At 48.2% G+C, this 13430-nt stretch carries 11 protein-coding genes; 5 read left to right on the top strand and 6 right to left on the bottom strand.

The window, feature by feature from the left end; genetic code table 11:
• Positions 1-97: 97 nt before the first annotated feature.
• Positions 98-892 (bottom strand): deaminated glutathione amidase, encoded by a 795-nt coding sequence (locus tag LC084_RS02580; protein ID WP_226569093.1) that lies wholly within the window; start codon positions 890-892, stop codon positions 98-100.
• A gap of 74 nt (positions 893-966) precedes the next feature.
• On the opposite strand from LC084_RS02580, the gene crcB reads away from it, so the two are divergent.
• Positions 967-1368 (top strand): fluoride efflux transporter CrcB, encoded by a 402-nt coding sequence (crcB, locus tag LC084_RS02575; protein WP_226569091.1) that lies wholly within the window; start codon positions 967-969, stop codon positions 1366-1368.
• 292 nt (positions 1369-1660) lie between these two features.
• Here the strand turns inward: crcB and cspE are convergent, their stop codons facing one another.
• Both cspE and pagP read right to left on the bottom strand, forming a co-directional pair.
• A complete protein-coding gene (cspE, locus tag LC084_RS02570) occupies positions 1661-1870 on the bottom strand; it encodes a transcription antiterminator/RNA stability regulator CspE (RefSeq protein WP_002439184.1) in 210 nt (69 codons plus the stop codon).
• A gap of 184 nt (positions 1871-2054) precedes the next feature.
• Positions 2055-2624, bottom strand: coding sequence for a lipid IV(A) palmitoyltransferase PagP (pagP, locus tag LC084_RS02565; protein ID WP_226571112.1), 570 nt, complete (start codon positions 2622-2624; stop codon positions 2055-2057).
• A 693-nt stretch (positions 2625-3317) separates the two neighbouring features.
• On the opposite strand from pagP, the gene dcuC reads away from it, so the two are divergent.
• From dcuC to LC084_RS02550, 3 genes are all read left to right on the top strand, one after another.
• Positions 3318-4694 (top strand): anaerobic C4-dicarboxylate transporter DcuC, encoded by a 1377-nt coding sequence (gene dcuC, locus LC084_RS02560; protein ID WP_226569089.1) that lies wholly within the window; start codon positions 3318-3320, stop codon positions 4692-4694.
• A gap of 222 nt (positions 4695-4916) precedes the next feature.
• Positions 4917-5723 (top strand): ribonuclease T2 family protein, encoded by an 807-nt coding sequence (locus LC084_RS02555; RefSeq protein WP_226569088.1) that lies wholly within the window; start codon positions 4917-4919, stop codon positions 5721-5723.
• A 420-nt stretch (positions 5724-6143) separates the two neighbouring features.
• A complete protein-coding gene (locus tag LC084_RS02550) occupies positions 6144-7520 on the top strand; it encodes a GntP family permease (RefSeq protein WP_226569086.1) in 1377 nt (458 codons plus the stop codon).
• 118 nt (positions 7521-7638) lie between these two features.
• On the opposite strand, the gene ahpF is transcribed toward LC084_RS02550, so the two are convergent.
• Both ahpF and ahpC read right to left on the bottom strand, forming a co-directional pair.
• On the bottom strand, positions 7639-9204 hold the full coding sequence (ahpF, locus tag LC084_RS02545; protein WP_226569084.1) for an alkyl hydroperoxide reductase subunit F: 1566 nt from the start codon (positions 9202-9204) through the stop codon (positions 7639-7641).
• A gap of 129 nt (positions 9205-9333) precedes the next feature.
• Positions 9334-9897 (bottom strand): alkyl hydroperoxide reductase subunit C, encoded by a 564-nt coding sequence (gene ahpC, locus LC084_RS02540; RefSeq protein ID WP_226569082.1) that lies wholly within the window; start codon positions 9895-9897, stop codon positions 9334-9336.
• A gap of 863 nt (positions 9898-10760) precedes the next feature.
• Here ahpC and LC084_RS02535 point away from each other — a divergent pair.
• Positions 10761-12179, top strand: coding sequence for a sugar porter family MFS transporter (locus tag LC084_RS02535; protein WP_226569080.1), 1419 nt, complete (start codon positions 10761-10763; stop codon positions 12177-12179).
• A gap of 69 nt (positions 12180-12248) precedes the next feature.
• Here LC084_RS02535 and LC084_RS02530 read toward each other — a convergent pair whose 3' ends face one another.
• Positions 12249-13412 (bottom strand): pyridoxal phosphate-dependent aminotransferase, encoded by a 1164-nt coding sequence (locus LC084_RS02530; RefSeq protein ID WP_226569078.1) that lies wholly within the window; start codon positions 13410-13412, stop codon positions 12249-12251.
• Positions 13413-13430: the final 18 nt, after the last annotated feature.

Here is a 13430-nt window from a genome sequence, read left to right as displayed (position 1 = left end):
CATTACCTACATGCATTACCTACATAGCCCTGTGCTATTAACGGTTATTCACTCCCCGTATACAAAATAATTCTGTAACAAAGTGAATCAAGCACACTCAGCTTTTTCCAAGGGTTGGCGGCAAAAAACGCCGGTTTGCTAACACAGGAAGTTGAGCACGGACCTGCTTCACACGCTCAAGTGTCAGTTCACTGACAATCACCCCTGGTTCATCACTGGCACAGGCAAGCACATTACCCATGGGATCAATAATCTGGCTCATACCAATATTTTTATCACCACACTCGCCGCTTGCCACAATATAACAAGTGGTATCGAGGGCCCGTGCCGCCAGTAATGTTTGCCAGTGGTGCACTTTATTTTCACCTTTAAGCCATGCCGCTGGCACCACCAGAACATGCGCGCCAGCCAGCGCAAGGCTCATAGCCTGTTCAGGGAAGCGTAAGTCATAGCAGGTCATAACCCCCACCATCAAGTCACCAACCGCAATTAAAGGCGCAACAGCCTGCCCAGGACTAACAAGGCTGGACTCCTGAACATTAAACGCATCATACAGATGTAGCTTATCATAGCGCGCAGTCACCAGCCCACGATGTAAAACGAGTAAGGAATTTGTCACCCGGCCAGCATCGCCCGGAATGTGGATAGTGAAAATCAGGGTCAGGTGACAATTTTCCGTAAACCGGCACATCTCGCGGACAAATGGCCCATCAAGAGCTTGCCCGTGCCTGACAGAATAACTCGGGTCAGTATTATCCCTGGCCTGAATAGCTTCGGGTAACACCAGTAAATCGATACCTTTAGCAATGGCTTCACTGATAAACAAACGGCACCGTTCTAAATTACTCTGCCAGTCCGGCATAACAGCAAACTGCCCGGCTGCAACATTCATACAAACTCTCCCCGCTTTATTGCGTTAATCAACACTACCCCAGAGCCTGCTTGCGCGGTAGACTTTCTGCTTTAATGATTAATGAGATATACCTTATGCAGATGTTATTTGCCGTATTTATTGGCGGCGGCCTTGGGAGTATTTGCCGCTGGTTGATTAGCCAACGCCTTAACCCCCTTCATCATGCCATCCCAATGGGCACTTTTTCAGCTAACTTACTGGGTGCATTTATCATTGGTATTGCTCTGGCAAGTTTTAGCCGCCTTACCAACCTTGATCCCATGTGGAAATTATTAATTACGACGGGTTTTTGTGGCGGGCTGACTACGTTCTCAACGTTTTCATCAGAAGTGGTGTTTTTGCTACAAGACGGGCGTCTTGCCTGGGCGGCTACAAATGTGGTTATCAACCTGGCCGGTTCATTAATTATGACCGGGCTCGCATTTTGGCTGGTATCACTCCTTACCACACGATAATTTCCCCCCCGAAGTGGGGCGTTAATGTAGGCTTCATCTTTCTCTGACAGTATTTGCCTAAGTCAATCACACAGACATGGGCAGCAAAATGAAAGAGAGCCTGGTAAACATCAGCACACTGCTATTAAGCGCACTTATCGTCGGTTGCTTTTTAAAACTTTACTTGTTCAGCTGAAATGTGGCTTTAGCCACACGGGTATTGCCGGGTTATCTTGCTAACCTGTTTCGCCCCGGATTCTGGACAAAAAAAACCCGCCTGAAGGCGGGTTTTGTCGTTCTCAGCCAGACGTTATTACAGAGCAATTACGTTAGCAGCAGAAGGGCCTTTGGCACCGTTAGTGATTTCGAACTCTACACGCTGACCTTCAGCCAGAGTTTTGAAACCATTGCTCTGGATTGCAGAGAAGTGTACGAACACGTCTTTGCTGCCATCTTCCGGAGTAATGAAACCGAATCCTTTGGACTCATTAAACCACTTAACGTTACCTTTAATCTTAGACATCAAAATTACCTTTTATGAAAAAACGACACAAATACCGTGTCGGCGTCCAGTACATCAATTGTGGTGCCGTTTGTCCAGTTGATATTTACTAAAAAGTGATAAAAATCGCTATATTTTTGCTTTTCAACCGATAAGCCTTTGCTTTTCCGTACAATGAACAAGAAAAAAATTTAGCATCACGTTATCAAAACTGGAACCGCAGCCAGGCAAAGTAGACGTTACCATTGTTATATGTTCCCGGAATGTACGTCATCTGGAACGTAGCTGGGCCATAACCAACAGAAGCCATAGGCAGCACGACAGGAATAGGGATATAGTCCCAGTTATCGCGAGCTGTCACACCCAGCGTGTACCCCAACCCCACATGAAAACGTGAGTCTGCACTGATGGGGCGCCAGGTCGCTTCCCAACCATACCCGCCAATAGGCTCCCATTTATTAAATGAGTCTTTAAACGCCATTAAATACAAACCGTGCCAGTTGCCCTTATCATCCCAGCGAGAAACACCAAAGCCGGCACCCCATGGGCGTTCGTTGTATTTATCTGTCTTTTCTTTATCGTAAGCAAAGCGCGCATGCCAGGTAATTGCCGGGACGTATAAATCATAATGCTGCGGTTCACGCCAGGTTTCACCAATGTTACCCGTCAGGGTGCTGAACCACCCTTTCTCATTTCCGCCATCACCAGCCTGCGCCAATGAGGAAAATAAACAGGGAACCAATAAACCACATAACACAACTAACTGCTTAATCATCTTGATCACTTTATCGCCACCAAATACAGTCAAAACAAGCACAGCATATCCGCGCTTTTATTAATGAAACCTGAACAAGAATTCAAAAAAATATTTTTATAAAAAGCAACATTTACAATTCTGAAAAATCACCCCATTTTGATTTATACAGAGACATGATAAAACGGCCACACAGTTCACCCCTTCAAGCCAGTCCTGGCGCACCATGCAGAAATCTATCATGCACTAACAAACCATTAATCACCAAATCAAGAAATATCTGGGAATATATAAAACGAACCGTTCTTGTATGTGGTGCATCATAACATGCCATTTAACGCATGATATATAACACAGAAAAATCCTGGTTATTTTTATTATTGATGCAAAACATCTGCAACCGCTATTAATTCTCTTTTAGCTAACAACCTTTCTCTCTGTAAATAGATAACCACACAACAAATATCAGTTTGCTCAAACCACTCTCTCTACATACAGCCCCGCAGCCTCCAACACCATAAAACTAAAAATTATTAGAGTTTATTGCTGATTTATTGATTTTTGTCAGCAAAAAAAGTGGAATGATTAGGCACATTCCTCTGCATTGCTTACATAATTTACACTGTGTTACTAAGCGTCACGCTTCAACCTCATTGCCATAGCCACGCAATGCCATGAGCCAACGTGCGCGTTTAGCCACAAACAGGGGAAACTATGCTCACTCTTTTTGAACTTGCCGTTGGCATTTTGGTGATTGTCGGTGTTGCCCGCTACATTATCAAAGGCTACTCGGCCACTGGCGTACTGTTTGTCGGTGGTCTGGTATTACTTATCATCAGTGCCATCATGGGTCACCGCATTCTGCCTGCCAATGAAACAGGTACCGGTTTTCTCACCGTCGATATTGTGGAATACATCAAAATATTATTGATGAGCCGTGGCGGTGATCTGGGCATGATGATCATGGTGCTGTGCGGTTTTGCGGCATATATGACGCATATTGGCGCCAATGATATGGTGGTGAAACTGGCATCGAAACCACTTCAATTTATTAACTCACCTTATTTACTGATGGTCGCAGCATATTTTGTTGCCTGCCTGATGTCCCTGGCTGTGTCTTCCGCAACCGGGCTTGGCGTATTGCTAATGGCGACGCTGTTCCCGGTGATGGTCAATGTTGGTATCAGCCGTGGTGCTGCTGCCGCAATTTGTGCATCACCGGCTGCTATCATATTGTCGCCCACCTCTGGCGATGTCGTACTTGCCGCGAAAGCATCAGAAATGGAATTGGTTAACTTTGCCTTTAAAACCACCCTGCCCGTTTCTATTGCCGCCATTATCTGTATGGCTGTTGCGCATTTTTTCTGGCAGCGCTTTCTTGATAGAAAAGAAAATATTGTTAGTGAACAACTGGACGTCAAAGAAATTGACACCAAAGCCCCGTCTTTCTATGCGATTTTACCCTTCACGCCCATCATTGGGGTCTTAATCTTTGACGGGAAATGGGGCCCGAGCCTGCACATTATTACCATCCTGGTCATTTGCATGCTGCTGTCCGCCATCATCGAATTTTTACGCAGCTTTAATAGCAAAACCGTCTTTGCCGGGCTGGATGTAGCCTGGCGTGGTATGGCCGATGCTTTTGCCAACGTGGTTATGTTGTTAGTGGCAGCCGGGTTATTTGCTCAGGGTCTCAGCACGATTGGGTTTATCCAGAGCCTGATATCCATTGCAACGTCATTTGGTTCCGGTAGTATTATTCTGATGCTGGTTCTGGTTGTCCTGACCATGTTAGCGGCAATGACCACAGGCTCTGGTAATGCACCGTTCTATGCTTTTGTTGAGCTGATTCCTCGCCTGGCACACCAGTCAGGCATTAATCCGGCATATTTAACCATTCCCATGCTTCAGGCATCGAACCTGGGGCGCACCATTTCACCGGTATCCGGCGTGGTGGTTGCTGTTGCAGGTATGGCGAAGATCTCCCCTTTTGAAGTAGTAAAACGCACATCCGTACCGGTGCTGGTTGGTCTGATTGTGGTTATCGTAGCAACCGAAATACTGGTTCCTGCAACCGTTGCCGTCCCTTAAGTCACACAGCCCCCGAAAGGGGGCTGTGTCTGATGACAAACTTTATGTTCGCACAGAACGAAAGAATGCCACCCAATAAAAAACAAGGAAAATCAATTCATTGACTTTCGGCTGCTAACTAAAAAGAAGGAGAAACTACGTTTTTTCCTTCTTTTTCATCAATCTGAGCCCCGAAAGGGGCTACACTGTAGCGCTAAACACAACCCACTCAATGATTACCCCATGATTACCCGCACAATAATTGGCTGTTTTCTCGCCATACTGTTATCGGTTTCCATACCGGGCTATAGCGCGCCATTACAGGCGCAGCATTACAGTGATTTTGACCACTATGTACTGGCACTCTCTTGGCAGCCAGGTTTTTGCCAGTCAATGCACCAAAGCCGGCGTGCATTACCCAGCGAATGCCAGAACCAGCAAGAACAGGCAGACAAAACACAGTTTCTGACAATTCATGGATTATGGCCGGATCTGCCACGCAGTATTGCCAGGCAGGGTGTGGACAGGCGCCGATGGATGCGTTTTGGTTGTGCAACACGCCCGGCCCCTGATATGCCTGAAGTGAAAGCCAGCAGAAAATGCGCCGCTCCCGATACAGGCATTTCTCCTTCCCTTGCTGAGCAATTGGTGAAGCACATGCCCGGAGCTGGCGGAACATCCTGCCTTGAACGCTATGAATACGCTAAACATGGCGTCTGCTTTGGTTTTGTACCAGACGACTACTTTGGCACAATGCTGCGTCTCAACAACGAAATACGCCACAGTGCCGCTGGCGTTTTCCTTGCGCAGCACTATGGAGAAACCGTTTCACGCGAATCAGTTAATCAGGCTATCAGCACGGCTTACGGTGAAAAAAGCGTGAAGGCATTTCGCTTTATGTGCCATGGCAACCCGGCATGGCTAACTGAGATTCAAATTGCCATTCGCGCAGAAAGTATTAATGCACCGTTATCGCCAAATAGTTTTGCCCCAGGCGCTCATCCTGGCAACTGCCCGAAACAATTCCGCCTGGATAAGGCTGGCTTCTGATACATCTATGTACCCATTACGTTATTAATGGGTACAGCCCGTCCCCCCAAAAATCGACTAAACATGCCAGGAAAACCGGCAATATTCAGCGTTCTGCATACAGAATTTTCCATAATATAACTCCATCTGTACTCCCTTTTATTCTCCAAAATGATCACACTGCTATATATAATCCTATAATTAACAAAGACATTACATTCAATTCCCAATGAGCTAACAAAGTCATTCATCAAAAACAAGTGAGTGGATCAACAAACGGCGTATTTATATTCAATGCTTGATACATATCTCAAAATATTAATAAACATGTCAGGAGCGCTTTAAGAGTAACGAATGTTACCAGTATCATGTTACCGGTATCAGCACGGAACGAAGGGTTTTTACCTTCGCACTACGCTCAAGTTTCATAGGGGTTATTCCATGACAGAATTAACACACGCATATGGTGCAGGTACCCTTCTGGGGATTGCTGCTGCCTCCGTTGTCATCCTTTTAGTTCTCATTATGCGTTTTCGGGTACATGCCTTTTTGGCCCTTACCCTGGTCAGTATTTTGGTGGCTCTGGCAACGAAAGTTCCTTTCGATAAAGTTGTCCCCACTTTGTTAAATGGTTTTGGAAGTACACTTGCCGGGGTAGCCTTACTCGTTGGGCTGGGGGCCATGATTGGCCGGTTGCTGGAAGTCTCTGGTGGTGCACAGGTTCTGGCCGACACTCTGATTAACAAGTTCGGCGAAAAGCGTGCACCACTGGCTGTTGGCGTCGCCTCATTGATGTTTGGCTTTCCCATCTTTTTTGATGCGGGTCTGGTCGTGATGCTACCGATCATTTTCAGCGTGGCGAAGCAATTTGGTGGCTCGACACTGAAATATGCCTTCCCGGCTGCAGGTGCATTTGCCGTGATGCATGCGCTGGTTCCGCCCCACCCAGGCCCGGTTGCCGCCAGTGAATTACTGGGTGCCAATATCGGCCTGTTGGTTATCCTTGGCCTGGTTATCGCTATCCCGACCTGGTATATCGGTGCATACCTGTACGGGCAATATGCTGGCAAAAAATTTGACGTGAAATTACCGTCATCATTTTTAGGTGACATTGAGCGTGATACTTCGCACCAGCCGCCGTCATTTGGCATGGTAATGACCATTTTAATGCTGCCACTGGTACTTATCTTCTTAGACACAGGCCTGAATACCGCAACAGTTATCGGCTGGGTTTCAGCAGATAACACACTGGTGCAAATACTGCGTATGCTGGGTAAAACACCGGTTGCGCTGCTGATTACCGTGTTCTTCGCACTGCAAGTTTTCAGCGGCAGCCGTAGCCGCCAACACCTGGAAAAAATTTGTGATGGTGCGCTGGGCCCAATTTGCGCCATCGTGCTGGTAACGGGTGCTGGTGGGATGTTTGGTGGTGTACTGCGCGCCAGTGGTATTGGTAATGCGCTGGCAGATGTTCTGGGCAATATTGGTCTGCCTTTGATTGTCGCCGCGTTTGTTGTTTCAGCAATTTTGCGTGTGGCCCAGGGTTCTGCAACGGTTGCGTTAACTACTACTGCGGCACTGGTTGCTCCGATGGTGCAGGCAACGCCAGGGCTCAGCCAGTTCGATCTCTGCTTTATTGTCATCGCTATCGCAGGTGGTGCCACTGTGCTGTCACATGTGAATGATTCTGGTTTCTGGTTAGTTGGCCGCTTCCTTGAAATGGATGAAAAAACCACGCTGAAAACCTGGACTGTGATGGAAACCTTGCTGGGAACCATCGCTTTCCTGCTGGCAGCACTGGGTAGCCTTATTCTGTAAACCTGCACTCGAGCTGAAATGGTAACGACCAGGTATTGGCTGCGTTACCATTGCGTTACCGTTAAAGTAAAAAAAAGGCTGCCAAAAATGGCAGCCTTTTTACTGTATAAATAATTAATTATTCAGTTTTTGTGCGAATCAGGTAATCGAACGAGCTAAGAGACGCTTTGGCCCCTTCACCAGTCGCAATGATTATCTGTTTGTACGGCACAGTGGTGCAGTCGCCCGCAGCGAATACCCCTTTCACATTGGTTTCGCATTTCGCATCGATAATAATTTCACCCATGCGGTTGCGCTCAACAGCCCCTTCCAGCCAGGTGGTATTAGGCAGCAAACCAATCTGCACAAAAATCCCGGCCAGCGCTAACTGGTGAATATCGCCACTATTGCGGTCACGGTATTCAAGGCCGGTCACTTTGGTGCCATCGCCTTTCACTTCCGTAGTTTGCGCATTAAGAATGATATCTACATTGCTCAGGCTGCGTACTTTGTCCTGCAATACCTGGTCTGCTTTCATTTCAGGCGCAAACTCAAGCAGAGTGACATGTTCAACCACACCAGCAAGGTCAATCGCTGCTTCAACACCAGAGTTACCACCACCAATGACAGCGACACGTTTACCTTTGAACAACGGGCCGTCACAGTGTGGGCAGTACGTTACGCCACGGGTACGGTACTGGTCTTCGCCTGGCACACCCATGTTGCGCCATTTGGCACCGGTTGCCACAATGATGCTGCGCGCTTTCAGTGTTGCACCTGATGCCGTCTGAATCTGATGCAGGCCACCTTCAACATCTGCCGGGATCAGTTTCGCCGCGCTCTGGCTGTCAATCACATCTACATCATAATCATCAACGTGTGATTTCAACGCGCCGGCCAATTTGGCACCTTCGGTTTTTGGCACAGAAATATAGTTTTCGATATCTACTGTATCGAGGATCTGGCCGCCAAAGCGTTCACCCATCAACCCAGTGCGAATACCTTTACGGGCAGAGTAAACTGCTGCAGCTGCACCTGCCGGGCCTGAGCCTACAATCAGCACATCATAAGCGTCACGCTTACTGAGTTCTTCTGCTGTACGTTTCTCTGCACCGGTATCTACTTTGGCAACGATTTCAGCGAGAGTCATGCGGCCCTGGCCAAATTCCTGACCATTCACAAACACCGCAGGAACGCCCATGATGTTGCGATCGGTAATTTCGTTCTGATAAGTACCGCCATCAATCGCAGTATGTTTAATCCGCGGATTGAGAATAGCCATTAAATTCAGCGCCTGAACAACATCAGGGCAGTTATGGCAAGAGAGCGAATAGTAAGTTTCAAATTCAAAATCACCGTCAATATCGCGAATCTGCTCAAGCAGTGCCTGCGCTTCTTTTGACGGGTGCCCACCGGTCCACAGCAATGCCAGAACCAATGAAGTAAATTCGTGTCCCAACGGTGAACCGGCAAAACGCGGCCCTTGTTCACTGCCTGGGTTAGTAATCAGAAAGGACGGCTTACGAACATCCTTTGCATTATCTTCTTTAACAGAAACTTTGTCAGACAACGCCGCGATTTCTGCCAGAAGCTCCTTGATTTCAGCGGACTGTGCACTGTCATCCAGTGTAGCAATCAACTCAACAGGTTTAGTCAGACGCTCAAGGTAGCCCTTAAGCTGTGTTTTCATGGTTGCGTCGAGCATGTTTATCTCCCTGGCAAGAAATTCGGGTGCCAGGCACCCGAATGCGTTTAATTAGTCGCCCAGCAATCCGGGCGATTTATTGACCAGTGCAGCGCGTGTTATATCGCCTGCACCAGTGTGGTTTGGTAATTAGATTTTACCAACCAGGTCCAGAGACGGAGCCAGAGTGGCATCGCCTTCTTTCCATTTAGCCGGGCAAACTTCACCTGGGTGAGTAGCAACGTACTGAGCTGCTTTCACTTTACGCAGCAGGTCAGAAGCGTCACGGCCGATGCCTTCAGCAGTAACTTCGATAGCCTGGATAATACCTTCCGGGTCAACGATGAAAGTACCACGGTCAGCCAGACCTTCAGCTTCGCGCATGTTTTCGAAGTTACGGGTCAGGGTGCCGGTCGGGTCGCCGATCATCGCGTATTTGATTTTAGCGATGGTGTCAGACTCGTCGTGCCACGCTTTGTGGGTGAAGTGGGTATCAGTAGATACTGAGTAGATATCAACACCCAGTTTCTGGAACTCTTCGTAGTGGTCAGCTACGTCGCCCAGCTCAGTCGGACATACGAAGGTAAAGTCAGCCGGGTAGAAGAAAAACACGCTCCAGCGGCCTTCTACGCTTTTTTCGGTAACTTCGATGAATTCACCGTTTTTAAATGCCTGGTTTTTGAAAGGTTTGATTTTGGTGTTAATTAAGGACATCTATACTTCCTCCGTGTTATCGACGGGATATAAAGTAACGAATATTCGTCACTTCAGCCAATGCGTTTGCGTTATCAAATCAATAAGCAATACCTACTATTCATGCTCATTGTTGCAACTTGACGAATGAACCGCCATACCAGCCCAACCACCGGGTACCTTGAAATAAAAAAGCCACCCGGAAGGCGGCCCGAGACTGAAATACCACTCAGTACTTCAGCGCCATATCAACTGGTGTGTACGCTGCTGCCCCATTTTTCAGACGCAACAAGGCAACGATTACACCATCTGGCTGGCTGGCGGACAATGCTTACGGCCTTACATCCTGCCTATGGCTGTGATTGGTTTTGCATATCAAACCAGCCAAGGCTCCTTACGCCCGGTTCCCACATTTCTATCGCCGAGGCAAACGCTACCGGACATGAATAAATACTTAAAACTCAGCCTGTATAGTGTAGACGCAATTAACCACACATAAAACAAGGAAAACACCTTTACCACCAAACCCTGCCTGAACAGGCATGGTGCTCTCTGTCTGTGGCCCACGCCGAATAGCGGTCACCGGGATAACCGAAGCAGGATGTAACCGCTCAACAACAAGAGGTAGAAAACAAGAATCATCCATATTCACAAACTAAAAAAACTCGCTACCACAACGTGTTTAAAGTGAGCAAACTCGCTTCAAACCTCACATATCAGCGATATTTTGTGATGTAACGCCTGTTTTCATTATGGAACGCACGTCACAAAACCACATGCAGCAGCATAATAATCCATATCACTGACGTTTTAAGCCAGACGCAAACAAACGGAAATACCGTACCGTAGCCTCATAAAAACAACCCTATGCTGGAGTTACACATATGTCTTATGTCAGCGAAACAGGCGATATACTTTCTATCCAGGCACAAAAAGCACGCCGGATGAATCTGTTTGTCTCGATCTCAGCAGCTGTAGCTGGTCTGCTGTTTGGTCTGGATATCGGTGTTATATCAGGCGCGCTACCTTTTATTACTCATCACTTCACATTATCCAGCCAGGCACAAGAATGGGTTGTCAGCAGTATGATGCTCGGTGCTGCGCTGGGGGCGCTCTTTAATGGCTGGTTGTCTTTCCGTTTAGGCCGCAAATACAGCCTGATGGCGGGTGCGATTCTGTTCATTCTTGGTTCTCTGGGTTCGGCGATGTCCACCAACCTGGAAATTCTCCTGATGTCCCGTGTGGTACTGGGGATAGCCGTCGGGATAGCGTCTTATACTGCGCCACTGTACTTGTCTGAAATGGCTTCAGAGAATGTACGCGGTAAAATGATCAGCATGTACCAGTTAATGGTCACTCTGGGTATTTTGCTGGCGTTCTTATCAGATACCGCACTGAGTTACAGCGGCAACTGGCGTGCCATGCTGGGTGTTCTGGCGCTGCCCGCTCTCGCATTACTGGTCATGGTAGTGTTTCTGCCCAACAGCCCGCGCTGGCTTGCAGCAAAAGGCCAACACAACCAGGCTGAAAAAGTGCTGCGTATGCTGCGTGATTCCTCAGAAAAAGCCCGTGAAGAACTGAACGAAATCCGCGAAAGCCTGAAAGTGAAACAAGGTGGCTGGGCACTGTTTAAAAGCAACCGCAATGTGCGCCGTGCGGTATTCCTTGGGATGTTGTTGCAGGCTATGCAGCAATTTACCGGGATGAACATCATCATGTATTACGCCCCGAAAATCTTCCAGATGGCCGGGTTCACCAGTACAGAACAACAAATGGTTGCCACTGTTGTTGTCGGGCTGACCTTTATGCTGGCCACATTTATTGCCGTGTTCACGGTAGATAAATCAGGGCGTAAACCCGCGCTGAAAATTGGCTTCACCGTTATGGCTCTGGGGACGCTGATTCTTGGCTACTGCCTGATGCAGGTAGAAGGCGGTCACAGCTCTGGCACGCTGTCCTGGTTGTCTGTTGGTATGACCATGATGTGTATTGCTGGCTATGCGATGAGCGCTGCACCGGTAGTCTGGATCCTGTGTTCTGAAATTCAGCCACTGAAATGCCGTGATTTTGGGGTGACCTGCTCAACGACCACCAACTGGGTTTCCAATATGATTATTGGCGCGACCTTCCTGACACTGCTGGACAGCATTGGTGCCGCAGGTACGTTCTGGTTATATACCGCACTGAACGTTCTGTTCATCATTGTCACCTTTGTGCTGATTCCGGAAACCAAAAACGTCACGCTGGAACATATTGAACGTAATCTGATGACCGGGAAAAAACTGCGCGATATCGGCCAGTAAAAACCGCGCATAAAAAACCTGGCGCCGTTACTGACGCCAGGTTTTTTTATATGACCACCACTGAAACAATCAGAGTTTCACCAGACGCTCTGCAGCCGCATCCAACGTCGCTTCTTGCTTGGCAAAACACAGGCGAATCAGTTTATGAGGGAACGGGTCGGCACAGAATACGGACAACGGTATCGCCGCCACGCCATGTTCGGTGGTTAACCAGCGGCAAAAGCTCACATCATCCATATCAGAAATAGCGCTGTAATCCGCCAGTAAGAAGTAGGTTCCGTTGCAAGGCAACACCTCCAGGCGGCTGGCCGATAACGCCTGCACAAAACGGTCACGCTTCGCCTGGTAAAATGCCGGTAATGCACGGTAGTGTTCAGGTTCAGCTTCCAGCATATCTGCCAGAGCCAGCTGTGCCGGGGTATTCACTGAAAAAGTCAGGTACTGGTGAATTTTACGGATCTCAGCGCTAATTGCAGCAGGAGCCACACAGTAACCCACTTTCCAGCCTGTCATATGGTAGGTCTTACCAAACGACGATACCGCCACAGCACGCTCGCGCAGTGCTTCATGAGCCAGTACGCTGGCATGGCCGTCAGGTGCAAAGCAAATGTGCTCATACACTTCATCGCTCAGCACATAGATTTCCTGCTCCGCAATGGCCTGCCATAACTGGCTAAAATCGCTCTTCTGCCACACTGTTGCAGTTGGGTTGTGCGGGGTATTGAGGATAACCATGCGGGTTTTCGGGGTAAGCATGTTTTTGAATGCAGCCCAGTCCACCTGGAAATGTGGCGGCTGTAATGCCAGGCGTTTCACTACGCCACCTGCCAGCTCAATCGCCGGTGCATAGCTGTCGTAACTGGGGTCAAAACAAATCACTTCGTCCCCGGTGCGTACTAATGCAGTGATGGCTGCATACAGGGCTTCTGTTGCCCCGGCTGTTACGGTGATTTCACTATTGGCGTCCGGCTGCCAGCCATACAATTCTGCCGTTTTACGGGAAATCGCTTCCCGCAACGGCTGGGCACCTGTCATTGGTGCATATTGGTTCGCGCCCTGGGATACATGCCACGCAAGGCGTTCTTGTAAATAACGCGGCCCGTCAAAGTCAGGAAAACCTTGAGACAGGTTAATGGCTTTATGCTGCTGTGCCAGAGCGCTCATCTGCGTGAAAATAGTGGTGCCTAAAGATGGTAGTTTGCTCTCTGGAATCAAAGGGTTACTACTATTCATTCTCTCCCCTTCCCGGTA

The organism is Mangrovibacter yixingensis (assembly GCF_020523985.1).
In the GTDB taxonomy this organism is placed as follows: Bacteria; Pseudomonadota; Gammaproteobacteria; order Enterobacterales; family Enterobacteriaceae; genus Mangrovibacter; species Mangrovibacter yixingensis.
Note: the sequence above shows the minus strand (reverse complement) of the source record. Positions and strands in the feature narration are given on the sequence as shown.